Consider the following 26,448-nt stretch of genomic DNA (forward strand, 5'->3'; position numbering starts at 1 on the left):
AGCGTGGATAACGCGCTTCCTTTTTAAGAGGTCGTTACTATGAATCATACAGCGAGCACAACGATAGAACCTGCGGACAAAAGCCTTTTTTCTCGTCTAAATTTGAAAGCGCTTACACCGTATGGATTTCTTCTGCCGTTTCTGATCATTTTTTCTGTATTTGGGATCTTCCCGCTGTTGTTCTCTGTTTACCTGTCGTTCCACGAGTGGAACCCGGTAAGAGGCATGGATGCGATGGAGTTCGTTGGTTTTGAGAACTATCACATTGCTTTAACGGACCCATGGCTATGGCGTTCATTGAAGAACACGCTTTGGCTAGCGATCACTTCAGGCGTGGCTCAGCACTTAGTCGCTATTCCAGTGGCTTACATGTTGGTTTCAATGGGTGACCGTATGCGTCACTGGCTAACATCGGCGTACTTTCTACCGTTCATTACATCAACGGTCGCAGCGTCACTGATTTTCTTCAATATGTACTCTCCTAACTCAGGAATTATTAACCAAACGCTAATGGCTCTGGCCGATAGCACGCTGTTTGGTTGGGCATTCGCTTGGGTTAACGATTTCCAACCAATCCGTTGGTTAGACGATGCCACTATGGTGAAGCCGTCTATCGCAATCATGGTTTTCTGGAAATACACCGGTTTTAACATCGTCCTTTACACCACGGGTTTAATGACGATTCCTAAAGACATCTTAGAAGCTGCACGTATGGATGGTGCCAATGCCTTCCGCCGCTTCTGGAACATTTCACTACCAATGATTCGTCCATTCATCTTCTTTGCTATCACGATGACCATCATCGGTAACCTGCAAATGTTTGAAGAACCGTTCGTCCTAACGCGTGGTACAGGTGGTACTGGCCAATCTGGTTTAACTATCTCGATGTACCTCTACAAAGTGGGCTGGGAATGGCTAGAAATGGGTACAGCATCTGCTATCTCGTGGTTACTGTTTGCACTCATCGCGACTTGTACATTGGTTCAATTTTTACTCTTCGGTAAGAAAGGCTTAGGGGAACATTAAGATGTCGACATCAATTAAGACAAATACCTCACCACTAAGTGGACTGATACCAAGCGAGCGCAGCATGTTCATTCTGACTAAGATCTTGATGGTCATGCTAGGTATCTTACTGGTTGTTTCAGCGCTAATTACAGTCTTTCCATTTGTATGGTCGGCACTGCTATCAACGCGTGACCGTTCTGAAATTTTCGGCACGGGCATTAGCTTTGCGATTGGCGATAGCCTGGCGATTAACTACGCCAAATTGCTTGAAATCATGCCGTTTTGGAAAGCGATGTTTAACTCGATTTACGTGGCTTTCTTAGGCACCACCATCTCGCTGCTGTTTTGTAGCATGGGTGGCTACGCATTTGCTGTGTTTAAGTTCCGCGGTAAGAACGTGTTGTTCGGCATGCTGGTTGGCTCAATGGCGATTCCGCCTGTGCTTAGCTTGATCCCTTACTTCATGATCGTGAAATTCTTAGGCTTGTTGGATAACCACATGGCGGTATGGCTACCGTTCACCACCACACCATTTGGTATCTTCTTGATGCGTCAGCACGTGATTGCATCGATTCCAAAAGAGCTACTTGAAGCGGCGAAATTGGATGGTGCAGGTGAGTTCAGAACGTACTGGAGCGTGGTACTGCCACTGATGAAACCAGCACTGGCAACACTGGCTATCGTTCAGTTCGTTTTCTTCTGGAACATGTTTATGCAGCCTCTCGTGGTGCTTAACAACCCAGATAACTATGTTATTACGCAAGCACTTCGAAGTGTTCAAGGTATTCCGAATACGCCATGGGGCGCGGTAATGCTAGGTACCACAATTTCTATTTTACCGCTCGTGATTACTTACTTGTTCGCATCGAAACAGATGATCAGTGGTTTAACGTCCGGCGCAGTCAAAGGTTAGGTTTAAGGGTTATAACAATGAATAAATATCAACTTCCAAGTGATTCAAAGTTACGCAGTAAGGAATTTGTATTCGGTGTCGCGACATCTTCATACCAAATTGAAGGCGGCGTTGAAGAGGGCGGTCGTACACCGTCTATCTGGGACACTTTCTGCAAGACGCCGGGCAAGGTCGATAACGGCGACAATGGTGATGTGGCGTGTGACCACTACCACTTATGGAAACAAGATATCGAGATGATTCAAGGCTTAGGCGTTGATGCTTACCGTCTCTCTATTGCATGGCCGCGCATCCTGCCACAAGACGGTGTCGTCAACCAGCAAGGTCTAGAGTTTTACGGTCAGATCATCGATGAGTGTCATGCTCGTGGCATGAAGGTATATGTGACGCTGTATCACTGGGATCTTCCGCAATACCTTGAAGATAAAGGCGGCTGGCTAAACCGCGAAACGTCTTACAAATTCGCAGAATACGCAGAAGTGGTGAGCAAATACTTTGGTGACAACATCGATGTGTACACCACGCTCAATGAACCGTTTGTGTCTGCATTCCTAGGCTACCGTTGGGGCGAACACGCGCCAGGTATCAAAGGTGAGAAAGAAGGCTACCTAGCATCTCACCACCTAATGTTGGCACACGGTTTGGCAATGCCGATCCTTCGTAACAATGCCCCTCATGCTAAGCATGGTGTGGTATTCAACGCGACGCCAGCTTACCCGCTGACGCCACAAGACCAAGCGGCAGCAGACTACTGCGAAGCGGAGAACTACCACTGGTTCATCGACCCAGTATTGAAAGGTGAGTACCCACAGTTAGTGGTTGAACGCCAAGCGATGAACATGCCGATGATTCTAGAAGGTGACTTAGACATCATCAGCGCACCGGTCGATTACATCGGCATCAACTACTACACACGCAATGTCGCTCGCTTCAACGAGAATGGCGACATTGAATCAGTAAAACAGACTGCCGCAGAACACACTTACATCGGCTGGGAAATTAACCCACAAGGTTTAACCGATTTATTGGTAAGACTGGATGCTCGCTACGAAAATATGCCACCTATCTACATTACTGAAAATGGTGCAGCGGGCAACGATGAACGTGTTAACGGACAAGTGATGGACGACCAACGAGTTCGTTATTTCCAAGGTCATATCGAAGCGGTTCACAACGCCGTTGAAGCGGGTGTGAAAGTCGACGGTTACTTCGCTTGGAGCCTGATGGATAACTTTGAGTGGGCATTCGGCTACTGCCAGCGTTTTGGCATCGTCCATGTTGACTACACCACCCAAGAAAGAACATTGAAACAGAGCGCAATTGCGTACAGAAATATGCTGCTAGAGCGCGCTGAGGAGAACAGATAATGGCTAAAGTAGAATTTAAGAACATCAAAAAATCATTCGGTGATGTTGAAGTCGTCAAAGAGTTTGATTTTACGGTTGAAGACGGTGAGTTCGTGGTTTTCCTTGGCCCATCAGGCTGTGGTAAATCGACAACGCTACGCATGCTTGCTGGCCTTGAAAGCATCAGCTCTGGCGATATCGTGGTTGGCGGCAAGCTGATGAATAAAGTCGACGCGAAAGACCGTGACTTGGCGATGGTATTCCAAAGCTACGCACTGTACCCGCACATGACGGTTTACGAGAACATCGCGTTTGCTCTGAAGCTAAAGGGCATGCCGAAAGCAGAAATCGACGTAGAAGTGCTAAAAGCAGCGAAAATGCTAGAGCTTGACCCACTACTGAATCGTAAGCCGAAAGAGCTTTCTGGTGGTCAACGTCAGCGTGTGGCAATGGGCCGTGCGATGGTTCGTACGCCTAAGGTTTTCTTGTTTGATGAGCCGCTATCTAACCTAGATGCAAAACTTCGTGGCGTGATGCGTGAAGAGATCAAACATCTACACCGTGAACTAAAAACCACCACGATCTACGTAACCCACGATCAGATCGAAGCGATGACACTGGCAGATCGCATCGTGATCCTGAAAGACGGTTATGTTGCTCAAGTTGGTACACCAACCGAGGTGTTCCAGCGTCCGGCAAACAAGTTTGTCGCACAATTCATTGGTAACCCGTCAATGAACATGTTGGAAGCAAAACTGATTGAAAAAGAAGGCGAGTACTTCGTTGAAATCGGCGATGTTCATATCCCACTGCCTGAGCGCTTTAAGTCTCTGGCGTCTAAGAACCTAGCGCTGCATTTTGGTGTTCGTCCAACAGACATCCACCTACGTGCCGAGCAAGTTGACCACGACCGCGTGCTGCCATTCCCTGTGAAAATCAAAGACAAGGAATTACTGGGCGCAAGCATTCTTCTGAAAACAGAAATTGGCGGTCAACCGCTGATGGTTGAAACCCAAGCGGCTGAAGTCGATGTAAAAGATCTGACGCTTTACTTGGATTTGGATGCTTTCCACTTGTTTGATGCTCTGAGTGAGAACTCGCTAGCGAGCTAGTCGATTTAAATCAGTCATTGAGCTGACACCAACCAACTTACGACAAATTGTTTTGGCTCCTCCTGATTTGGGAGGGGCTAGGGATAGTGATGATGAAATTCGGATATTTTGACGATAAAAACAAAGAATACGTAGCAACCACGCCGTGTACACCGATCAAATGGTGTAACTATGTCGGCACATTAGATTTCGGTGGCATTGTCGATAGCAACGGCGGCGTACTACTGTGTAAGGGCGATCCTGCGCTCAACCGCATCACTAAGTACATTGCACAACTGCCAAATTCAGATTTTAAAGGCTCGACCATGTACCTTAAGGTGCGTGATGAAGCGGGCAATGTAGAGGTGTTCTCACCTTTCTACACGCCAACTTTAAAGCCGTTAGATAAGTTTGAAAACCACACCGGTTTATCATATACAACCATCATTGCAGAAGCCTTTGGTGTGCGTTGTGAAGCGACTTTCTTTGTACCAAAAGCTGACCAAGTACTGCTACAAGACATCAAAGTCACCAACATTTCAGACAAAGCACTGCACGTTGATGTGGTACCTGTGTATGAATTTACACACTTCGATGCGCTTAAACAGCTACTCAATGCGGACTGGGTTCCACAAACCATGACGCTGAAAGCGCATCAGCAAGAGTCGGGTCATACCGTGCTTGAGCAGTATGCCTTCATGAAGCGTGACTACGCGGTGAACCTGATGACAGCGGATCGCCCTGCGACGTCTTTTGATGGTGATCGCCAATCGTTCCTAGGTAATTTGGGCTACGGCACATGGGCAGCGCCAGAAGCACTGAACAATGATGGATTGGGCAACACCGAGTGTTTGCGTGGCGACAACATTGGTGCACTTAACCTGCGCCTAGGTTGGTTATCTCCAGAGCAGACAGAACGTACGATTGTACAAATCGCGCAAGAACAGAGCCTAGAAGCCGCACTTCCTCTGTTGGCTAAATATCGTGACCATCAAGTGGTCGATTCTGCTTTCGCTGAACTGGCTGAACATTGGGATGGTTACCTACAAGCAGTTCAGGTTGAAACGCCAGATCCGGCAATGAATTCAATGCTTAACGTACATAACCCACGTCAGTGTCACACAACCAAAAACTGGTCTCGTTACCTGTCTCTGTATCAGCTTGGCTATGGCGCTCGTGGCATCGGTTTCCGTGATTCTTCGCAAGATACTTTAGGCGTAATTACACACATGCCGGAAGAGGCGCGTGAGTTCATTGAGCGTCTGTTGTCTGTTCAGAACACCAACGGTTCTGCGATGCACCAGTTCTTCCCATCAACGATGGAAGCGAACGCGGGTGACTCACGTGAAGAGGAAGATCGCCCTGATTATTACGGCGATGATCACCTGTGGATCATCTACGCGGTGACGCAATATGTGAAAGAAACGGGTAATGCAGACTTCTTGAATAAAGAGATCCCGTTCTATCAAAAAGACAAAGCGGGCAACCCAGTTGAAACGGGAACGGTTTGGAACCACCTGTGCCGCGCGATTGAATTTACTTATACCAATACTGGTGAGCACGGCCTACCGTTGTTAGGTTTTGCTGACTGGAATGACACGGTGAACCTGCCAACGGGTGCTGAGTCGATGATGGTGGCGAACATGTACGGCAAAGCATTGCTCGACATGTTGGACTTGTGTGAGCTGCGTGGTGAAGCGCAACTGACGGCTAAGTTTAAAGATCAGTACCAACAGATGCAGAGCACCGTCAATGAATGCGGCTGGGATGGCGAATGGTTTGTTCGTTACTTTGATGAGCAGGGCTTGCCGATCGGTTCTCATAAAAATGAGCAAGGGCAGATCTACACCAATGGTCAAAGCTGGCCTGTGATTTCTGGTTTTGCGACTCAAGAACGTGCTACTCAGGCGCTAGATTCGGTTTACAACAAGCTGAATACAGCGAATGGCATTAAGCTTTCAACTCCTGGTTACAACGGCTTTGATCCGCAGCTAGGTGGTGTTTCGACTTACCCACCAGGTGCGAAAGAGAACGGCGGTATATTCCTGCATTCCAACCCTTGGGTGATGATCGCAGAAGCGAAAATGGGTAACGGTGAACGTGCTTATGAGTACTACCGTCAAATTAACCCAGCGTCTAAGAACGATGATATTGATACCTTCGAATCTGAACCGTACTGCTACCCACAAAATATCTTGGGTGACGAACATAAACAGTTCGGCTTAGGTCGTAATGCGTGGCTTTCTGGTACTTCATCTTGGACATACGTTGCAGGCACGCAGTGGATTCTAGGTGTTCGCCCTGAAGTGGATGGTTTGTTGGTGGACCCTTGTATTCCGGCTGAGTGGCCTGAGTTTAAAGTCCGTCGTCAGTTCCGTGGCGCGACTTATCATATTCATGTCACTAACCCGAATAAAGTATGTAAGGGCGTGGTTGAGATGAAGGTCAATGGTGACCTGATTTCAGGTAATAAAGCGCCAGTGTTTACCTCTGGTGAGCACACCATCGAGGTAATTTTAGGTTAACAAAGAGAAGGGCGCTTTATGCGCCCTTTATTGCTTCTTTAGTTTGGTTCTTTCGTTTGGTTCTTTCGTTGCAGTTGTTTCGTTAGCAATGCGTTCTCTGGGGGCTGATTTCGCATACAGCAGTTGCTTTACTTTGCTTTCTTTATGTTGGCTGATAGCTGGCTTGGCATTGCCAAGTAAAGGTTTGAGATTGGTTCGGGCTAAGTGTCAATAAGCCGATCTGGTTATTGAATGCATCAGCTGGGCAAGTCATGGGTTCTATTGCAATACTTTGTTCGCTCGTCGGCGTGTAAAGCTGAACGAATGGGTAGCTTGCATCTTGTTGATAGCGAATAGCGGCAGACGAATCTGAGCGTGTAAACGCAAGTTGGTTGGTTGTCTTGGAATCAAATTCAAAGCAGTGATTTAAGCTTTGATTGGTGAGTGAATCACCCAAAGACAAACAGTCAAAAGCCAGTTTTTCACCATTGGGTAGGTCGTTTTCGTGTATGACCTCAGAGCAAGGCGACATAGCGAGTCCACATTGTGCTAGCTCAGTACCGAGTGAAAAATAAGGGTGCCAAGCATCTCCGAATGGGAAGGCGGAATCACCCAAATTAGAGACGGTCGTTGAGGAAGTGAGTTTACCCGTGGTATCGATAGTGAAGGTGACTTCAAGGTTGAACGCAAACGGGAAAGCAGGATGCAAAGATGACGTTTGATACTGCAACGTCACACTGGCGGATTCTTCAGTGGTTACGCTGTTTGTGATTGAAAAAGGTTGGTTGTAGAGCAGGCCGTGTACGGCGTGATCAGACCATGGAAAGTTAGCTGGGAGTTGATGGTTTTGGTTATCGAAACTGTAACGACCTAAGTTTAAACGGTTTGGAAAAGGGAATAATTTAGCACTGCGGGAAAAGAACGGATGTTGGTTGATCAGTTCATCATAATTCTGATAACCACAAATAAAAGAGAATGGACTGTTGTTGACAATATATTTATTTATAACAGCGCCAAACCCATTGATTATTTGAAGTTCTATACCATGTTGGTGGTTTATTAATGTGACTGAGTCAATATTTCCAAATTTTTCATTTATAATTTTAAACATGTTGATGTCTCCATTTTAAAAAGATATTAACAAGAAGAAAAAAATATTCAATGGCGGTTTTAAAATGAATAATAAAATTCCATATACAAGCTATTCAGGAAATTCAGAACACCTTTGCAAAAAAGGTGATGCAGTTGAATTTATTCAACCTTGGTACACGCCAATTTCCACTACGCCAGAAAACACTGGCATGGCGATAGGCGGAATTGGTAACACATTTACACTGACGCCAAATGGTAACACGCCGAACTTCAGTTTTATTCCAGGTATATTTGTTGATTGCTCAGAGCAAGTGGTTAATTTTAATGATTTTTATGCCTCGGTGATGAATGTGCCAACCATCGACACGCTACAAGTCATTGATGAGCAAGAGCTGAGTGTTCACCTAAACTTCTATCCTGCCTTGTTTGATGGTAAGAAGATTGAAAGCTCAGAAATGTCGGATGCGATTAACCACATTCGCGCGGCATTGAAAAATGGTCACTTCTACCAGGATAATAAATCTAACTTTACAAAGTGGAACGTTGAGTTTTCAAATAAGACTCAATTATTGATTGAAGAAGATTCATCGTCGATTATTTGTCAATTATATGTCGCCTTAGATTTCTTTAATGGTTTATTAATTAATGATACAACGAGATTATTATCACTTACTGCGGGTGAAAATAATGATACAGGTAGTGTTAATGGTAGAGATATAGAGTATCAAGCTTTATATCCACTGGCTGAATATAAATACAGTAGTTTCGATGATATTAAAATAAAGCGTAAGGTAGTCTCTCCGATCGTTAAAGAGGACAAACGACTGTGTTCTTTGCCGATGCACTGGAATCACTTTGCATTAACCAATAATTCATCGCAAACACGTGTGATTACGCTTGCTCAGCCGCTAAAAAACTTGATTGGATCAACCTACCAAAAAGGACGTGATGGTATTCAAGATTCGGCTTGTACCTTGTCTCAAAACCCAATTGCTCAGCAGCATCAAACGGTTAACTTAAAGGGTGAAAGTCACAGCTTTACGGGTGTTCAACTGACCAGTCAGTCTCCCTATCAAAGTGATATTGAAGGTGAAGTGGTGTTTGGTGTTCAAGCGGATAATCAACTGACAGAATCTGGCAAGGTTTCGATTTCTGTCAAGCCAACGCTTTATAGCTCTAAGACAGCGGAACAAACAGAGTTCGCATTGAAAACAGGCCGTACCAACGCTGAATTCCAAACAGGAATTTACACAGGGCGTGAAGCGTTGAGCGCATTGGTTGTGGTTCAGGTTGAATTGGAAGCGGGTGAGTCTGTTGATCTGCGTTTTACACAGGTGATGGCTCACAGCAAAGTCATGCTTAATGGCTGGCATTCAGACAAGGCTTACACGCAATTCTACCCTCAAACGCAACCGGCTCTGCCGATGTTAGAAGACATGTTGCCAAAGCTCGAAACCATTGAGCAACAGATCGTCGCGCAACAAACGGCCTTCTTAGAGCAAGCTCAAAGCAAGATCTCGCAGCCTGAATCGGCACTGCGCTATGCGACGATGGCGATGAATTCATTGTCCTTCCTAGCTGAATCAACGGTATGGGATAAAGAAGACAAGTTCTTAGTGAAAGAGTGTGTCGATTACCCATTCTTTAACTCTCTGGATGTGTATTTCTACGGCTCATTCTCTCTGCTTTACTTGCTGCCTGAGCTTGATGGCTGCGTGATGAAAGAGTTCTCGAAAGCTATTTTGGCCGAAGACTTTACCGAGCGCCGATACTGGGAATATGAAGCGACGCCTAATGCAGAGTTGATTGATGACAAGTACCAGGGCGTACGTGCCATTCGAGGCGCTGTAATCCACGATTTGGGCAGCCCGTTCGACATCCAGCCTGACGCGTACAGCTGGCACAACGTGAAAGAGTGGAAGGACTTAGCACCGAAGTACATTCTGATGGTGTACCGCCACTATCAAAACACACAAGATATTTCTGTGGTTAAAGAGTGCTGGCAGGCCGTAACAGAGAGCATCGATTTCTTATCGAACTTGATCGCTGAAGGCGATGATTTACCACTAACCCGTGGCACAGACGATACCTTCGATAACCTCGCGTCTCACGGCATCTCTATTTACTGTGCGAGCCTGTGGGTTGCTGGTCTTCAAGCAGCAAGCGAGCTTGCACAATTGATGGGTGAAAGCGAACTAGCTAGCGGTTACTTAACGCGTTCGAAAAAGGCGTTAGCAACAGTTGAGCAAAGCTTGTGGGATGACAAAGAGGGTTACTACCACTTCTTCGTCACGCCCGTTCAAGCTAAGCATTTAACAGGTGAAGGCTACCAAGCACTGGAAACCTTAGGTCTGATTTTGACGGGTGATGCGATTGCTGACAAAAACACGCTCAATACCTATCTAAATGAAACGGATACCTCCATCAACGTCAGTAAAGTATCTCAAAGAGTCTCTAAGAAACGCTTGCTTAGCGATACCGCGCCTCAAGCATTTACACAAGAATACTTAGATTTAGTGCCAGATTCCGACAACAGCTTTGGCGATGCCTTGTTGGCCGACAGCTATCTAAAGCTCATCGGTTTAGAAGGTATTTTCCCGCAAGAGAATATCCAACGTGCCCTAGATTATGTTTATAAGCACAACTTTGAGATCAATAGCCCTAAGCTTGGTGTCGCGAACATGACGCAGGCTGATGGCTCACCGCATGAAGCGTTTCAAGCGCAAGACGTGTGGATTGGCGTGCAGTTTAGTGTCGCGACAGCGTTGAGTCTGGCGGGTAAATCTCAGCAAGCGGAAACATTGATGGATACTGTGTATACCGCGTTGTATGACTATTCAAAAATTCCATTTGCAGCGCCAGAAGGGTTCAACTGCTCAGTCTCATTTGATGAGGAAGATCTTTCAGAATCTTTTAAATTGTCACAAAGTGATGCGAAAAAGTGGCTTACTGCCCTTAAATTGCAAAAGTGTGTGCTATCTGACGGTCGAGTGAGTCCTAGCCTGACTAAAGACAGTGATAAATTTGTTAGTATGCTGCAAGGCGAAACCTCAGCGGAGCAAGCCATCGTTCTTCACAAATGGCTGTTGAGTACCGGCTTGAAATATACCGCAGGTCGTTATTTCAGACCGGGGATGATTTTCGCCTACATGTATTAACTAAACGACACGAGTTTCAACAAAAGCAGTGGTATGCAGGTTGAAATAGGTGGGGAGCTTTCGGGCTCCCCAAATGTCACTGGATTAGGGTATCGAGATGCGCACTAAAACTAAAAAAACCACCGTATACGATGTAGCGAGGCTCGCTGGTGTTTCCCCAAGCACGGTTTCTCGTTTTCTTAATCGAACCACTTATGTGTCGGATGATAAAAGCCAGAACATCGAGCAGGCGATCAAAGACACAGGCTACAAGCCTAACTTTCAAATGCAGGAGAACATCAACCGCCGTTCATTGACGATTGGTGTATTGGTGCAACACCCTGACAGCCCTTATACCAGTCGGATCCTCAACGACATGGAGAAAACTCTGATAGCTCAAGGTTATTCTTTGGTGATTGCGACAGGGCATTGGCAGAAAAAACTGGAATTACATGCACTGGAGTATCTGGCGAAAAGTAATGTTGATGGCATGATCATCGTGACCGGAAGCGTGAGTAAAGAAGATATCGCCAAATATGCACAAGACATCCCTGTCGTGGCGGTGGGGTATGACATCATTGATGACAACATCCGCACGATCAACATTGATAATGTGCTGGGCGGCTACATGGCGACCCTTCACTTACTGCAACAAGGGCACGTGAACATTGCTCATATCAAGGGTCTTTCAAGCCAACCTGATTCGGGAAGTCGCTTTGAAGGTTACAAGAAAGCACTTCAAGAGGCGGGGATTAAAGTGATGCCAAAACTCGTCAAACAAGGTGACTTCAGTAGTGAAATTGGCTATGAGAAGACCGTTGAATTAATCGAGTCGAAAGTTCATTTTTCCGCTCTATTTGCAGCCAATGACCAAACCGCTTACGGGGCGATTAAGGCGCTACACGATCACGGTTATAAAGTGCCAGAAGATGTGTCAGTTATTGGGTTTGATGACTTGCCAACGTCGAAGTATTTCACACCCGCGTTAACAACATTAAGGCAGCCAATTGAAGAGATTGGTGAAGTGTGTGCTCAGTCGATCTTGAACTTGTTATCTGGCGAGCGACATGAAGCTCGATTACCACCGATTGATTTAATCGTCAGAGAGTCGACTAAGTCTTTGTATCGTTAATTTAAATATAAGCATCAAGGTGGTGCGCCCGTGATGGTCCGTATTGATGTCAATGCGGACCATGGAGCAGGAATACCGCTGAGTAAAGCTATCGCTCTCACTGCTTATATTTGCGCGTTCACATTGTTCAATACGGGGCAGGTAAGCTAAAACATTTCTGATCCAAATTGAGTTATGCCTCAAAATCACACAATGATGCCCAGTCAACTTTGATATACAAAAAGTAATAAGAGTCAAAAGACAAGACCCCGTAATTTTTAACGCTACAATAAGTCATCGAAAATTAAGAAAATAATCTGTTCAATGAGATTGACATCACATTGCCATGCGCTTGTAGTTTATGTCGTTGGGTCGAATTAGGGCTATGTGACTAGCTGATTTTGAAGGTGGCAAAAGACAATTTCCGGCATCTAAAGATGTACTTCAAAGTAGAAGATAAAACCGTTGCCCTACTCACGCTAATCATTTGAGGATTAAAATGAGATCGACTCAGTAAAGTCATACAGAGGTGGTTGCTCATTTAAATCAATTTTTATAGATTGCATTTAATGGCATATAAACTTGGTGGGCTTTATTAAATGGATTTAACTTGGGATATTGACATTGCTTTAGAACATTTGGGGCAGCTGCATTTAAAGTCATTCGAAGAGTATTCTGAATCTGACACTCGAAGCAAGTTGATTGATAAGATGCTTTATAATTTAGGTTGGGATGAGGACGATATCAAACGCGAAGAAAGGTGTGTTGAATCGAATACTTTCCTCGATTATAAACTTACAACAACGACGCCGTGTTTCATCATCGAGGCTAAAAGCACAGCTATTCATTTTGAATTTCCCATTTCGCAAACTAAACACTATTACAAAATTGGAGGGGTTCTTTCCAATTGTAAGCTGCTAAAAAGAGCGATGATCCAAGCCCGAGATTATGCTAACTCGAAAGGCATTTTGTTTTGTGCTGTTACAAATGGGACCGGTTATGTGTTTTTTCGCTCTGGAAACCAGCAAGGGATTGATTGGGCAGACCAAACTGCACTAATTTTTAGAGGTCATTCCGACATTAAAAATAACTTTAAGTTGTTTTGCCAATCTTTAGCAAAGTCAAGTGTTGATAATGGGGATATGATTGACAGCATTCCCGTAAAGCATGGGCTAACGAACCCTTCTGCTAATTATCAAAAATTAAACCTAGAACATTTAAGAACTGTTAGAAATAAGGAAAGAAATCCTTTATTTCCTTTCATTGGGGAGATTGTTCATAGAGTGTTCCAAGATTTAGCATCAAAATCAGCTGAATCAGAAATACTAGAGCACTGCTACGTTGATTCACCAAAGAAAACAGATAGAAAAACGCCTTTTATTGATATTTCGTCTACTCCATTGACTGTTTCCAAAAAGGATGCAGGCGATTTTCAAAGAAAAATTACGACATCACTTAAAGCGGGAAAGATTGCTCACAAAGAAATCATTTTGTTATTAGGTAGTGTTGGTGTAGGAAAAAGCACATTCATCCAAAGGTTTCGAAAAGTACTTGCAAAAAAAGATATTGATGAAAATGGCATTTGGATTTATGTGAATTTTAAACATTTTAGTGATACCGGTGACAATCTCGATGAATTTGTATTTGGTCAAATTTCTTCTATCTTAAGTGAGGATTATGCTCATTTAGAAGTGGATAATTGGAACTTCTTAAAGCAAGTATATCATTCAGAATACAACCGATTGAAGTCAGGTGTTCTAGCCCCGCTATACAATAAGTCACCAGAAGACTTCGAGCTCAAATTCTCAGAAAAGGTTGAAGCTTGGATAGAACATTCTCCAGCTTCTCATACAACTAGACAACTTAAAACTGCTTCGAACCGCTTCAATAGAAGTGTTTTTTTAGTATTTGATAATGCAGACCAATTAAACCCTAAAACTCAAAATGATATTTTTTTGATTGCAGAAAAACTAACCACAGATATTGAATGTTATGCATTGTTGTCAATGCGGGAGGAAAGTTATTGGAAAACACGTGATTCCGGTCCTCTTAACGCGTTCCATACTACGGCATATCGAGTGCAACCAGCGACGTTTGAGCAAGTTTTGTCCAAGCGTTTCAAATATGCTAGGAACCTGATTGAGAATAAAGATTTTGCAAATCAAATTTTTGATACTACGAACTCAGATGTAGAAGTGACTTCTGAGGACTTGACTAGAGTTTTCGATAGACTCGTAAAAACCCTGCTAGGCTCAGATAAAAGGTATATAAAGTATATCGAGTCGATGGCTGCTCGCGACACGCGTCGAGCATTAGATACTGTCGCGGCATTTATGGTTTCAGGGCATACAAACCTTGCTGCAGTAATCAGAGATGAAAGAAAACCGCAACCAAAAGGGTTTCCTATCCCATTTCATGAGTTCCTGAATGCCATTATTTTAAGAGACTTGGAAACCTATTCCGAAGGAAAGTGTGATGTAATAAACATGTTTAACACTTCTGGAGGAACTGATTCTTCGAATTTTAACCGCCTTATTGTTCTCGGGAAAATACTTCACTCTAAAAGTGCTACCAATTACCTAGGAACAGGCTTTGTAGCAATTGAAAATGTTATTGCAGACTGCAATACGCTGGGCGTTCCTCCGGAAGTAACATCTTCAATACTTAGCACATTCAATGGAAAGCGAATAATTGAGACGGAAAAAAGTATCAAAGATGAGGAGGTTAGCAGTTCTCATGTTAGAGCAACTAGCTCCGGAATCTACTATATTGAAGAGCTTCTAAAAGACTTTAGTTATTTGGAGGTCGTTTTGCTAGATACTCCAATCAGAGATAATAAGTCCTACAAGAAGATGAAAAAACTTCACAAAGAGTTAGATTCAATAGGAACGATGCAGGCGATTGATAGACTTAATCGAGTGAAAAAGCGCTTGGAGTTGACAGAAGAATTCTTGAACTATTTATTCAACGAGTACAACTCTACTTCTATAAAGAATAGAAAGGATATCATTGCACCAGAAGTCGTTAATTTGGTCCAAAATATCAGAATCAAATTCAATAAAGACAGAAAAAGTGTTGTAAAGAATGCAGAGGTAGCATTTGGATTTAAAAATGCTAGGACAACAAAATGAAGTCTGAATTAAGGCTGTTAATTCGAGCGGCTTAGGTTACTGCCACTCAACTTGCAGTCAATATTGGAATTAATTTTTCTCATCACAATAGATAAGTTGGCACCTCTGCCCTAACTTGGATTTTCCCCTTTGTCTTTTAGAGATAAATATCAATTAACAAAAATGGGTCACAAATGGCCTTACTTTTTCTAATCAATAAAAATTAGGCCGTACCAGTTACTCACAAGCCAAAATTGATCACTAAAATGACTTGCGTATGTGCTGCTTACTTTCCTTAAGAAGACTTGATAAGGTAGCGTTATCGTAGATTATGCTCTTATCCAATAAAGGCTTAGGAGTATGTAGATTAATTGTCTTTACTAGCCAATTTCTGTAATAGAACAAAGTATCCTCTAGTGGCTGTAGTTTAAGTTTTGGAACTGCGTCCTCTACGTCTATATCCACATGCGCTACGTATCTATTTCTTGATGTTGATACTGCTTTTTTGATTTCCCCCCACTCATGCGTTGTCAGCCCTAAGTCTTGTAACATTATTGAGACATCAAATTTACCTAAATCATCATGGTTAAAGTTATTCTTGGTAAAGCTAATTTTGTTGGTATTCGCCTTACAAAAAATAGAGTGCCAATTGATTATCAAGTCATTCATCAAGACTTCGCCAACATGATTAAAGCTGTGGTGAGCCTCTGTAGGGATCTCTCTGTAAAGGTGTAGCGAATGTAATGCCATCTCAATAGTCGCGTATTGAGCTTTAGCCATACGTAGCCTTACTTCTAGTGGTGTTGTCATGCTCATCCTGTCTATAAGTTATGTTAGGCAACTAGCTCTAATATACTGTTTTGGTTGCTATACACAAAAAATGAATCTCAAAATTGGATCCTTTAAAAGTCTGACGACCATCATTTCCCGAGGTTGTCAATACTTTTCATGGTTCATGAGTGAACGTAGATGACGGGCTTCGTTCGCGTAACTTTGTGCTCGATCAACATTTTCCTTCATGTCTTCAATAGCTTTCTGTGCCTTTGGGTCGGTGAAGATCTTTTCAACATTGCTAACGAGTTCAAACAGGTTCCAAACTGCGATGAGAACTAAGTCTTGAACGGGCTCATCGATGTAAGCATCCCCAACAGCCTTCTTCCTATCCTCTCCATACCATCGAGGGTTTTTCATGAAACTAGGAACGCTGTCGGGTCCGAAAGACAGCAGGTAGCCATGAACAAGACTATTGCGGTATTCATTCAGATCTCTTGCAGCATGCGCTGCTACATTTAGGATGGCATTGCATTTACTAGTCAGCTTGGGGTTGCCATCGCTTAACATCTTAAACTGAGCTTCGGTGTTCATCTTTTCAGTAAAAGGGCGAACACCTTCTACCTTTATTTCGCTCAACGTCCAAAGCGCTCGCTCGAGAGTAGTTTCAAACATGCCATAGACTGTAATATATGCCCCCATCATCTTGAGGTGGCTTGGCTGCAGGCCTAAGCTTATTAGTCGAGCTTGGATGTCTGAGGATTTTGATGGATAGTCATACGGCATAAATGGTTCCTGTATCGATTATGTTCAAGTATTCATGAGAAGTTGCAGTTAGCTGCTATTTCAAACATGAATCAGCCAATTTCGGTTCCTATTCATGATTCAATAGCTAGACAAGATAGAAGATCCGCACGCTTTGAAATCTTCTGATTCATGACCAATAATGTTGATAACTTGGGCTATCTGAAAGAGGAGGCGGTGAAGGTTTGTGCACCTGAATCGTTAATGGAATAGGGAAGTCGACACCAACAACAGCAAGTTCCCCTTGCTTTAAGTTCGGCAAGAATGCGATCATTGTCTTATCGACCTCACCACAAGCTCGCTCAACTATTTCACGGTCATTACTGTTAGTCAGCCTATGGACTAATAACGTTCCCATCTGGCTAATAACACCCTCTGTTATATCCCTAGGCCTTTGAGTAGCAAGGCAAATATTTAGACCGTATTTGCGCCCTTCTTTAGCTATTATCTCAAAAGCATCTAACTTTATTGCATACTCTTCAATACCAATTCGTTTACCTAAAAAATTATGTGCTTCATCGACTATAGCTAATAGTGGTTGTTTGATGAACTTTTCACCTCGTGCATAAGATAGTAATTTACGGCCGATTGCATTTGCGAGGATCTCTCTCGCATTGAATTCATAACTAGTACTACTTAAGCAAAGTCTAAGTACTTGCTTATCAGAGCCTAAAAATGCACTTAAAACGCTATCAAGAGATTCATGGTTGCTTTGACCAAAGACAGCATGGAATGAAGGAGAATAAACAACTGACTGAATACGGGTAAATAGAGATGAACAATAACCAATCTCAGCATCGTTTCTATTTCCCCAATTATTACCATTTATATAGTGGCATTCTTCAATGATTTGCGGTATCAACCTACTTACATCAAAAGGCTGGGATGGTCTATCCACTAACGAAGAGTTATTATCTTTTTTTAAGGCAGCTCTGTAACGTTCCTTGCTTTGCCCAATTTTACGTATGATACCTTTATCAGCAGCTTCAGGTGAAAGTTGAGCTAATCGTAAACTCTTCATTGCGGCTCTTAATTTAGGCCCTTGTACTTTCCCTGATGGTTCAAAAAGCGTTAAGAAATCAGACTCTTCAAAATCTGTTGGTGGTATCCTAAAGGACTCAGACAGTTGGTTTTTATTGAGAGGTTCACCAAGGTGTTTATGCATTGTGAATTCATTTGGAAGATTCCTGTATTCGCCCGTTGCATCTAATACAACTACTTTTGCTTTATTAAATTTGGCACACTCTTGGATCAGATGAGCGGTTGTCCAACTTTTGCCTCCTCCAGTAGAGCCTAAAATTGCACAGTGTCGTCCAAATAATTTCTCTGGTGATATAGCCACGTTATTCAAACTATCATCAGCGATACTTCCCAGGTTAATTACAACTGAATTATCAAGCTCTTTGTGTAGATCGCTATCAGTGAGTTTAGGAAGCATCGCTAAAAATCTTGCAGGAGCGGAATAAACAATATCTCCGATCCTGGGATAACTTACGACTCCTGCTGATACAGCTAACGAACATATGTTGACTGAACCTAGTACTTGCACATAACCTATAGCATCTACTTTTTCATCTTGAGATGCAGGTGTGTGTAATGACGTTCTTTCTTTTTCGGGAAGTTTGATATCAAGGACTTTTCCGATAGTTAATGAGGTTTGCCCTTCAATGAGAATAATTTCACCGACTTCCCCACGTCCATATCTACCACCTTTATGATATGAAGCAGATCTTAATCCTGCATGGCTAAGGTTGACAGTAATACCATGTGCGCTAACACCTGCAATTATCCCAATTTTTAAGGTTGAATCTAAAACACCAATAGATAATTCATCATTCATCATTCATTATTTACATCCCCAACACCCATTACTTGTATTGACTTTGCTAGTTGCTCGGCAGGACTTAAAGCAGTCAAATTAGGAATAAAGCTTGTAATATCTTTAAACGATGCATTTATAAAGGTAACATCCGCACCGTTTAAGGATTCATCAGAAAGTCGCTTCCAATATTTATTTTGATTGGTAATTTGAGAACAGGCTCCAAAATCTGTAACGATTAACTTAAAGCTTGGATTGGATTTTACAGCTGAAAGAATTGGCTCAGATAAGTGATCATCATTAAATCCAAATCCACTCATTAGTAAGCAGCTATTAGGTTCACGCAAGAATTCCAAAAACCTAGAAAGTAGTTCTAAGTGCGGTTGTATAAAAGCTTGTTGATACTTTCCCTTTGCGGGATATATCAAGCATGCATTGTCGGGGTCAGGGCGTAAAGACTCGAATATCTCAGTTCTGTTTCGTTCCCAACTTACAGAGCCATGGAGCTTGTATAACTGGATAACGCCTTGTATAAAGGATTGCCCTTCATTATCACGACGAACTACATCGAAATTGAAATACTGGCCATCGAAGCGTCGCTTTCGAGTATAAGAAAAGCCATCAACAACCATCATACCTAGATCAGCAGAAGCGTTTTCAAAACACATGTCATAATTAGTAGTAAATACTTTAAGCCTTGGGTCTCTTGTTCTACGTTTTGCTAACTTTCTCAATAGGTCTCGATAAGCCGAAATATCACTCTCATCTGAATCCAAAAAATCACTACATAACTTTAAAACTTGGGTTTTTACCTTCCTAATGAAAGCTGCGACAGTTTCGTTTTGATAGACTACTTGGTAAGCATCACAACAAGAAAGGAAATGCTCGATATTTGGATTATCTAACTCATTGTATCTGACGAGGTCGCATATTTCTTTCGCTTCTTCAGTCATTTGAGCGATGTTGTCTGTGACCTCATCGTCATGACCATCATTGAACATGCAAGCCACCCATAGCCCCCACATACTAGGTCCGTTGGGTTCTTTCAACGAAGTTCCAGAACCAGCGAAGAACGCTAAATTGGGTAACTGAAGTGATTTGTATAGTGTACTGGTTAAACGACCTTGGTTGTTGGACAGTTCTGATTGATAGTCTTGATTAAATTCGGCTACCCCTTTAATTCGCTTTAAAGTGGCCTCATTTAGTGGATGCCAAACATCAAAGGAAGGGTATCGAATAGCGACTTCACCTTTCTGTAGATAAGGCACGGGAGTTACGGCTTCTGGAGTGCTAGATGCTGTGATTGTTTGAGTCATATGATTACCCAAAGATATGAGATTTAATGGATATTATATGAGGATAATTCGTTAAGACTATAGCTTGGTTCGCAGAAACTAATAAATATCATAACTTTAGGTAACCCACCACCAGCCGAATCGGTACCAGCTAGACTAAACACTGCACAAAGCGACTTTTCGATACCTAAAGTTATCCGTATTTGGTTAATTTAAATGTTTACTCTAAGAAGGTTCTGTCCAAAAACGAGCTGAACGAAGCCGCTCTGCGACTGTGATCCGACTATCAGCTAACCCTGTTTAAAGTTCGTCAACTTGAGCAGACCTTCATAATCACTGGCTCGAATCATTGAGTTAATTTTTCATATACGCCAGAAACGAAAAATGCCGCATCCATGCGACATTTTTCTTTTGGCGGCCAAACCAGTTTTGCTATATCCATTCTAGATTTCAATCCATTAGGAGATTATTCAGAATGTACTTGTAAGACGCTGTTAATGTTGATTAGTTCCCTTTACGCGGCATTTTTTTTCGATTTATTTTCTAAGTCGAATGACGCTGCGATTAATTTCTTGGTGTAGTCATTTTTCGGTGCATTGAAAATCTCTTCTGCAGACCCTTCTTCCATCACTTCACCTTTCTGCATCACCAATACACGATCCGATAAGGCTTTGACTACCGAAAGGTCGTGGCTGATGAATAGGAAGCCGATATTGTGCTTGGCTTGAATGTCTTTTAACAGGTCAATCACCGTCAGTTGTACAGAGCGATCGAGTGCTGAAGTCGGTTCATCCAATAGAATGAAAGATGGCTCAAGAATCAACGCGCGAGCAATCGCAATACGTTGTCTTTGTCCGCCCGAGAACTCATGTGGATAGCGGTTAATTGAATTGGGTTCTAAGCGAACCTCAATCAATGCTTTGCGAGCTCGTTCTAAACGTTCTTGCTTGGATAGATGAGGTTGATGCACCGTTAAGCCTTCGGTGATGATTTCCCCAACTGTCATGCGTGGTGATAAAGAACCATAAGGGTCTTGGAATACCATCTGTACATCTTTCTTAAGCTTGTGACGTTCTTTATCGGTTAACAAGCTAACGTCTTGGCCTTTGTAAACAATACGTCCGGTACTTGGCAGTAAGCCGATCAGTGCGCGTCCTAGTGTTGATTTACCTGATCCAGATTCACCAACAATGCCTAATGTTTCACCTTGTTTTAGGGTCAATGAGATGCCTTTTACAGCTTCGAAATATTGACTCTTACTCTTAATGAAGTGGGATTTCACTAAGAATTGAACACGGATATCATCGGCACACAGTAGCTCTGGCGCCGATGCTTCTACAGGAACCTTAGCGCCTTTCGGAATTGAGTTGATCAACATGCGTGTGTAATCGTGCTTAGGATTTTCGAATAGCTCTTGAGTGAGTCCTTCTTCGACCAACTCCCCTTTACACATCACCAGAACACGGTCGGCAAAGTGTTTCACTACACCGAGATCATGGGTAATGAACAAAATCGCCATGCCCATCTTGCTTTGAATTTCTTTGATAAGAGAAAGCACTTCAGCCTGAACCGTTACATCTAAAGCCGTAGTCGGTTCGTCTGCAATCAGAATATCTGGTTCATTGATCAGAGCCATTGCGATCATGATGCGTTGTAACTGGCCGCCTGAAAACTCATGCGGGTATTTGTTATATGCCTGCTCTGGCATTGGCAGATGCACAAGGTTGAAAAGCTCAAGTACACGCTGCTTCGCTTGAGATTTCGATACATTACGATGACACATAATGGCTTCAGCCACTTGTGTGCCCACGCGTAGATATGGGTTTAGAGATGTCATTGGTTCTTGAAAGATCATTCCAATCCTGTCACCACGAATTGACTGCATCTCTCGTTCAGTCTTTTTGAGTATCGACTGACCTTCAAATTCGATTTCCGATTGAGCATCAATGATGGCGTTATCAGGAAGCAAACGCATTAAAGCGTTGGAAGAGACAGATTTACCTGAACCCGATTCGCCAACAATGGCCAAGGTTTCACTAGAATTAAGAGTAAAGTTAATCTTTTTTACCGCATCAATGATTCCATCATTGGTTATGAATTTAACGGAGAGATTATTAACTTTAAGAATAGCCCGGTCCGACATGATATATCCTTATCAATTTAAGACATTAGGTGAAGATTGAACTTCTGAAGTGGTTTTAAGCTGCCCAAAATGGTGATGAGCGCGTTGAATTTGTTCTAGCTCGAGCATCCAATGTGAGCTGCGCTGAGCACTGCAAAATGCGATCAGGTGATTGAGTAAATCTTCGCTCTGCTTTTCCAATAACCTAAAGGTACGTTGAATCAACTCTGTACCCTCAAGAGAGATAAATTGCATCAATGCATAAGATTGGTTCAAGGTGTCGAAGGCTTGTTGCTGTTGGCCTAAACGATTGAGAATCTCTGATTGAGCGACACTGGCGTCTCTAAGGCCTGAAATTAAGCAAGCAAACTGGCAGGGTTTGATGTCACTTTGGTATGCCGCGTTTTGGATGTGATGAGGAAGAGAGGTGAGAACATCATTATAGAGGCGCTGTGCTTCGGGCCAATGACCTTGTTCCATTAACTGTTCAGCTTTTAGGTAGTGCATCCAGCAGCGTTCAATTTCCATGTCCACATCCTTAATTTTAAATATCCTAAAATGTTAATGATATTTATTATCAATTGCAAATTAAAATCATTCACATGCTAAGTTGGTGAATTAAATCTCTCGTTATTGCTAAAAACGGGGTAAATTGTGTGTTATTTGTTCAGTTGAACAGCTGTGCAGCGTAAGTCACTAAATTTATAGGTAATTACATCTACACTGATTTTATCTACACCCAAGTAATGAAGGACTAAGGAGGCGGCGATGGCGATGCAAAGACTCAATACAGAACAGCTGTATAAGGTAGCGGAACTCGATAAGCTACCATGTAAGTCGACCAAAGAACTGGCTCCAATTGACGAAATCGTCGGGCAAGAACGTGCACAAAAGGCCGTTGAGTTCGCGATGTCAATTAAGGAAAAGGGTTACAACATTTATGCGATAGGTCGAAATGGTCTGGGTAAACGTACCATGATCTTGCGCTACCTAAACCGACATCCTCAAGAAGTACAGGAGCTTTTTGATTGGTGCTATATCGCGAATTTTGAAGACATTCGTACACCTAAGGTGCTGAAATTGCCTCGTGGTGTTGGCAGCAGTTTGAAGCAAGATATTGAAAAGCTGATGCGTAAGCTTCTTAAAGCAATGCCACTCGCATTCGATAACGAGATGTACTTTAACCGCGCTGACCGATTAAAAAATCAGTTGGCCGCTAAGCAACAAGCGGCGTTAGAAGCGATCAGTCAAGAAGCAAAAGATAAGGGCATCAACCTGACGATCACGACTCAGGGTGACTACCAATTTGTCGCGATGAATGGCGATGATCTTCATACCGAAGAGAGCTTCGACTTACTCACGCCAGAAGAGCAAGATCAATTCGATAAAACCATTGATGGATTGGAAGTCGGGCTGCGGACCATTTCTCGTGAACTGACTGAGCTTGAAGAGACGTACACAGAGAAAGTTCAAAAGTTGAATGATGATACGGCGCGAGATGTTATTACCCACTTCATCAAGCAACTGAAGCAAGATTACAGCCAATATCCAGACATTAAAAAGTACCTGACAGCACTGCGTAAAGACATTGTCGACAACGCAGATATTTTCTTAGAAGAGAGTACAGAGCAAGCAGAAGTTGCGACCGCCTCTTTGGATAAGAAAATGCCACGTCGCTACAAGGTGAACGTGATTGTGAGCCAGAAGGAGGAGACTCTGCCGATCGTGGTGGAAGAGAATCCAAATTATCACTCTCTGTTTGGTTATGTCGAGACGGCAACGTTCAAAGGCACCGTATTTACGGACTTCTCTTTGATTCGTGCAGGTAGCTTACATAGAGCCAATGGCGGCGTCTTGTTGATGGATGCGGTTAAAGTCCTCGAACAGCCTTATGTTTGGGAAGGCCTGAAGCGCGCGCTACGTTCGCGTCAATTGAGCTTCACGTCATTAGAAAAAGAGGTCACGTTAACGGGGGCGGTATCACTTGATCCTGAGCCTATTCCATTGGACGTTAAGATCATCCTGTTTGGTGATTATCGAACTTATCAACTACTGCAACATTACGATGCGGAGTTTGGTGAATTGTTCCGTGTGACGGCCGATTTTGAAGATGAGATGAAGCGTACTGCGGATTCTGAAATGCATTACGCACGCTTCATCTCAAGCATCGTGCACGACAACAACATGCTGCATTGTGATCGCAAAGCGATTGCTCGCATCATTGAGCACAGTTCTCGTCAGGCGGGTGACCAAAGTAAGTTGTCGTTGCACTCGGCACACATTGCCAACCTGCTTCGTGAGTCAAACTACGTGGCGAAAGGGGCGAAGTCGAACCTGATTCGTGCTACGCATGTCGACCAAGCGCTATCTAACCAACAGATGCGTGTCGGGCGACTGCAAGACAGCGTCATGGAAACTTTCACCAACGGTACAACACTGATTCATGTGGATGGTCAGGCGGTTGGGCAGGTCAATGCGCTGTCTGTACTCAGTACGACTGATCATATGTTTGGCGCACCGAACCGGATCACGGCAACCACGGCTTATGGTGACGGTGAAGTGATTGATATAGAGAGAAACGTAGACCTAGGTGGCAGTATTCACTCGAAAGGGGTGATGATCTTATCGGCTTACCTTTCTTCGGTATTTGGTAAGACAGCGAAAGTACCGCTTACTACCAATATCACTTTCGAACAATCGTATGGTGGCGTCGATGGTGATAGCGCGAGTATGGCCGAGTTCTGTGCGGTAGTGTCTGCATTTTCTAAGCAGCCGAACCGTCAAGACATCGCGATTACCGGGTCGATGAACCAGTTCGGTGAGTCCCAGCCTATTGGTGGTGTGAATGAGAAAATTGAAGGCTTCTTTGATGTGTGCGAAATCAAAGGACGTTCAAATGAGCAAGGGGTGATCATCCCACGTTCAAATGTTCACAATTTGATGCTGCGTAATGACATCGTAAAAGCGGTTGAAAAGGGCGAGTTTAATATTTGGGCTATCGACCATGTGACCGAAGCGATTGAGCTGTTTACAGGCAAAGCCGCCGGTGAGGCGAGTGACGAGGGGAGCTATCCAATCGATACTATCTTTGGTATCGCTCAAGCTAAACTGAACGCACTGCGTAAATAGTCTAATATCTATAGACCCAGCTAGCTTTTTAATTAGATAAGTGTTTGAAAATCAGACAAATAGACAAATAGACAAATAGACAAATAGACAAAACTAAAAAGCCATCGACATAAAAATCGATGGCTTTTTTTGATTGCGACTTTGCTCGCTATTGAGTCGTCTGTATCTGGTCTGCTTACGGTATTCGGTGAATGTAATGTGCTAAATGACTTTACCTATTTCGCAAACAGAGCTTGGTGCCATCGAACTTCAGCTTCGCCAATAAGTGCTTGGCATTAGAGCGGCCAATATCATCAAATTCTACCCCGTATCGAGCGTAGTGCGTTGATTTTTGGAGATTACAGATGATGCCTTTCAATGGCGGTATAAGTGGGCCATTGTAGTTCTCAGGTGTAACTTCAATAGAGACTCGATCGGCAATTTGAATCGCACGAGAAGTCGGTGAGGTAACAAAACGACAACCACTTTTCGATAAGTCTCTAATCTCACAGTTTGCTCGTTGATCGTTGAAGATGATTCTGGAAGCTAAATTCACCTCGTAGCGTGTCTCTTTACGCAGTTGAGTTACTTGCATCGAGCTTGGTGTAGATAGCACAAGAATAGGGAAGGGATCCCCAATCCTATGGTGAATTTGGCTTTTAAAGTGGATAAGAGCGCCTTCTCCTCGCAGAGAGTACGCACGAGCTGTCATCCAAAAACCTTCTTGGAAGAAAAAGCTCAGATCGTCGTTGGATACGTCGGGAACCTCAACCACAATGCAGTTATCACTGTGCGTACCGATAAATTTGGTGGTGGCGAGAAACTTAGTACCAACTGGAGTCGATACATTTAATGTCAGTTCACTGCCGTGCTCTATCATAGCCAGTGCATCGGTGCTATTTAACGTAGAAACGGTGCGGTTACGAGGATCTTGAAGTGCCTGATTATGCTCCAAAGGCTTCTTCAGTGGTGCGTTCATTATATGTTCTCCATGCGCCAACATGCGTCTGTTTGTTATATTGGTAACTTACTAATAAGGGGCAAATACGTGCTAGATTTAGTAGGTGCAATTACATAAATTAAGTGCAGTTACATATGCTGGCTAAATGTACCTGCATGGCTTTATAGGGTGCCTTTATCTTTACAAATTCGTTATTAAGCCGGTGGCACAGAGTTATTTACTTTGTTTGCAAGTACTTAGTTCTATTTGTATGAGC

The 26,448-nt window shown here is 43.2% G+C and carries 17 protein-coding genes; 9 read left to right on the forward strand and 8 right to left on the reverse strand.

The genetic code is table 11. The annotated features are described in order from the left end of the window. The first annotated feature begins 39 nt into the window (after window positions 1–39). The 5 genes from MED222_RS15530 to MED222_RS15510 all read left to right on the forward strand — a co-directional run bounded on the left by MED222_RS15530 (window position 40) and on the right by MED222_RS15510 (window position 6,883). Window positions 40–1,026 (forward strand): carbohydrate ABC transporter permease, encoded by a 987-nt coding sequence (locus tag MED222_RS15530; protein ID WP_009846152.1) that lies wholly within the window; start codon window positions 40–42, stop codon window positions 1,024–1,026. A gap of 1 nt (window position 1,027) precedes the next feature. Beyond that, window positions 1,028–1,921 (forward strand): carbohydrate ABC transporter permease, encoded by an 894-nt coding sequence (locus MED222_RS15525; RefSeq protein WP_009846153.1) that lies wholly within the window; start codon window positions 1,028–1,030, stop codon window positions 1,919–1,921. A gap of 17 nt (window positions 1,922–1,938) precedes the next feature. Beyond that, on the forward strand, window positions 1,939–3,288 hold the full coding sequence (locus MED222_RS15520; protein WP_009846154.1) for a GH1 family beta-glucosidase: 1,350 nt from the start codon (window positions 1,939–1,941) through the stop codon (window positions 3,286–3,288). Beyond that, on the forward strand, window positions 3,288–4,379 hold the full coding sequence (locus MED222_RS15515; RefSeq protein ID WP_009846155.1) for an ABC transporter ATP-binding protein: 1,092 nt from the start codon (window positions 3,288–3,290) through the stop codon (window positions 4,377–4,379). The genes MED222_RS15520 and MED222_RS15515 overlap by 1 nt, the downstream gene beginning before the upstream one ends. An 89-nt stretch (window positions 4,380–4,468) precedes the next feature. Next, window positions 4,469–6,883 carry a GH36-type glycosyl hydrolase domain-containing protein gene (locus MED222_RS15510; RefSeq protein ID WP_032555109.1) on the forward strand — a complete coding sequence of 805 codons (2,415 nt, stop codon included), beginning with the start codon at window positions 4,469–4,471 and terminating at the stop codon, window positions 6,881–6,883. 142 nt (window positions 6,884–7,025) lie between these two features. On the opposite strand, the gene MED222_RS15505 is transcribed toward MED222_RS15510, so the two are convergent. Next, window positions 7,026–7,973, reverse strand: a complete 948-nt coding sequence (locus MED222_RS15505) for an aldose 1-epimerase (protein ID WP_009846157.1) — start codon at window positions 7,971–7,973, stop codon at window positions 7,026–7,028. 64 nt (window positions 7,974–8,037) lie between these two features. On the opposite strand from MED222_RS15505, the gene MED222_RS15500 reads away from it, so the two are divergent. From MED222_RS15500 to MED222_RS15490, 3 genes are all read left to right on the forward strand, one after another. After that, on the forward strand, window positions 8,038–11,112 hold the full coding sequence (locus MED222_RS15500; RefSeq protein WP_009846158.1) for a GH116 family glycosyl hydrolase: 3,075 nt from the start codon (window positions 8,038–8,040) through the stop codon (window positions 11,110–11,112). Window positions 11,113–11,209: 97 nt separating this feature from the next. Next, complete coding sequence (locus tag MED222_RS15495) at window positions 11,210–12,223, forward strand: LacI family DNA-binding transcriptional regulator (protein WP_009846159.1); 1,014 nt, start codon at window positions 11,210–11,212, stop codon at window positions 12,221–12,223. 578 nt (window positions 12,224–12,801) lie between these two features. Further along, complete coding sequence (locus tag MED222_RS15490) at window positions 12,802–15,333, forward strand: P-loop NTPase fold protein (protein ID WP_009846160.1); 2,532 nt, start codon at window positions 12,802–12,804, stop codon at window positions 15,331–15,333. A 240-nt stretch (window positions 15,334–15,573) separates the two neighbouring features. On the opposite strand, the gene MED222_RS15485 is transcribed toward MED222_RS15490, so the two are convergent. From MED222_RS15485 to MED222_RS15460, 6 genes are all read right to left on the reverse strand, one after another. Continuing rightward, window positions 15,574–16,122 carry a hypothetical protein gene (locus tag MED222_RS15485; RefSeq protein ID WP_032555110.1) on the reverse strand — a complete coding sequence of 183 codons (549 nt, stop codon included), beginning with the start codon at window positions 16,120–16,122 and terminating at the stop codon, window positions 15,574–15,576. 126 nt (window positions 16,123–16,248) lie between these two features. Then, window positions 16,249–16,869: a hypothetical protein gene (locus tag MED222_RS15480; RefSeq protein ID WP_009846162.1), complete on the reverse strand. Its 621-nt coding sequence runs from the start codon at window positions 16,867–16,869 to the stop codon at window positions 16,249–16,251. A 148-nt stretch (window positions 16,870–17,017) separates the two neighbouring features. Beyond that, window positions 17,018–18,730 carry an ATP-binding protein gene (locus tag MED222_RS15475; protein ID WP_009846163.1) on the reverse strand — a complete coding sequence of 571 codons (1,713 nt, stop codon included), beginning with the start codon at window positions 18,728–18,730 and terminating at the stop codon, window positions 17,018–17,020. After that, window positions 18,727–20,022 carry an SIR2 family protein gene (locus tag MED222_RS15470; RefSeq protein ID WP_009846164.1) on the reverse strand — a complete coding sequence of 432 codons (1,296 nt, stop codon included), beginning with the start codon at window positions 20,020–20,022 and terminating at the stop codon, window positions 18,727–18,729. Before MED222_RS15470 ends, MED222_RS15475 begins: the two co-directional genes overlap by 4 nt. A gap of 493 nt (window positions 20,023–20,515) precedes the next feature. Then, a complete protein-coding gene (locus MED222_RS15465; protein ID WP_009846165.1) occupies window positions 20,516–22,144 on the reverse strand; it encodes an ABC transporter ATP-binding protein in 1,629 nt (542 codons plus the stop codon). Between the two features lie 12 nt (window positions 22,145–22,156). Continuing rightward, window positions 22,157–22,651, reverse strand: coding sequence for a hypothetical protein (locus tag MED222_RS15460; protein ID WP_009846166.1), 495 nt, complete (start codon window positions 22,649–22,651; stop codon window positions 22,157–22,159). Between the two features lie 240 nt (window positions 22,652–22,891). Between MED222_RS15460 and MED222_RS15455 the strand changes: the two genes are divergently transcribed. Next, complete coding sequence (locus tag MED222_RS15455) at window positions 22,892–25,252, forward strand: Lon protease family protein (protein WP_009846167.1); 2,361 nt, start codon at window positions 22,892–22,894, stop codon at window positions 25,250–25,252. 211 nt (window positions 25,253–25,463) lie between these two features. On the opposite strand, the gene MED222_RS15450 is transcribed toward MED222_RS15455, so the two are convergent. After that, entirely contained in the window at window positions 25,464–26,210 is a 747-nt protein-coding gene (locus MED222_RS15450) for a flagellar brake protein (RefSeq protein WP_009846168.1), read from the reverse strand. Window positions 26,211–26,448: the final 238 nt, after the last annotated feature.

It is taken from the genome of Vibrio sp. MED222 (genome assembly GCF_000153005.1).
GTDB classification, from domain to species: Bacteria; Pseudomonadota; Gammaproteobacteria; order Enterobacterales; family Vibrionaceae; genus Vibrio; species Vibrio tasmaniensis_A.

Coding starts and splice junctions, on each gene's coding strand:
- MED222_RS15530 (WP_009846152.1), top strand. CDS start 40: ATGAATCATACAGCGAGCACAACGATAGAACCTGCGGACAAAAGCCTT.
- MED222_RS15525 (WP_009846153.1), top strand. CDS start 1,028: ATGTCGACATCAATTAAGACAAATACCTCACCACTAAGTGGACTGATA.
- MED222_RS15520 (WP_009846154.1), top strand. CDS start 1,939: ATGAATAAATATCAACTTCCAAGTGATTCAAAGTTACGCAGTAAGGAA.
- MED222_RS15515 (WP_009846155.1), top strand. CDS start 3,288: ATGGCTAAAGTAGAATTTAAGAACATCAAAAAATCATTCGGTGATGTT.
- MED222_RS15510 (WP_032555109.1), top strand. CDS start 4,469: ATGATGAAATTCGGATATTTTGACGATAAAAACAAAGAATACGTAGCA.
- MED222_RS15505 (WP_009846157.1), bottom strand. CDS start 7,973: ATGTTTAAAATTATAAATGAAAAATTTGGAAATATTGACTCAGTCACA.
- MED222_RS15500 (WP_009846158.1), top strand. CDS start 8,038: ATGAATAATAAAATTCCATATACAAGCTATTCAGGAAATTCAGAACAC.
- MED222_RS15495 (WP_009846159.1), top strand. CDS start 11,210: ATGCGCACTAAAACTAAAAAAACCACCGTATACGATGTAGCGAGGCTC.
- MED222_RS15490 (WP_009846160.1), top strand. CDS start 12,802: ATGGATTTAACTTGGGATATTGACATTGCTTTAGAACATTTGGGGCAG.
- MED222_RS15485 (WP_032555110.1), bottom strand. CDS start 16,122: ATGACAACACCACTAGAAGTAAGGCTACGTATGGCTAAAGCTCAATAC.
- MED222_RS15480 (WP_009846162.1), bottom strand. CDS start 16,869: ATGCCGTATGACTATCCATCAAAATCCTCAGACATCCAAGCTCGACTA.
- MED222_RS15475 (WP_009846163.1), bottom strand. CDS start 18,730: ATGATGAATGATGAATTATCTATTGGTGTTTTAGATTCAACCTTAAAA.
- MED222_RS15470 (WP_009846164.1), bottom strand. CDS start 20,022: ATGACTCAAACAATCACAGCATCTAGCACTCCAGAAGCCGTAACTCCC.
- MED222_RS15465 (WP_009846165.1), bottom strand. CDS start 22,144: ATGTCGGACCGGGCTATTCTTAAAGTTAATAATCTCTCCGTTAAATTC.
- MED222_RS15460 (WP_009846166.1), bottom strand. CDS start 22,651: ATGGAAATTGAACGCTGCTGGATGCACTACCTAAAAGCTGAACAGTTA.
- MED222_RS15455 (WP_009846167.1), top strand. CDS start 22,892: ATGGCGATGCAAAGACTCAATACAGAACAGCTGTATAAGGTAGCGGAA.
- MED222_RS15450 (WP_009846168.1), bottom strand. CDS start 26,210: ATGAACGCACCACTGAAGAAGCCTTTGGAGCATAATCAGGCACTTCAA.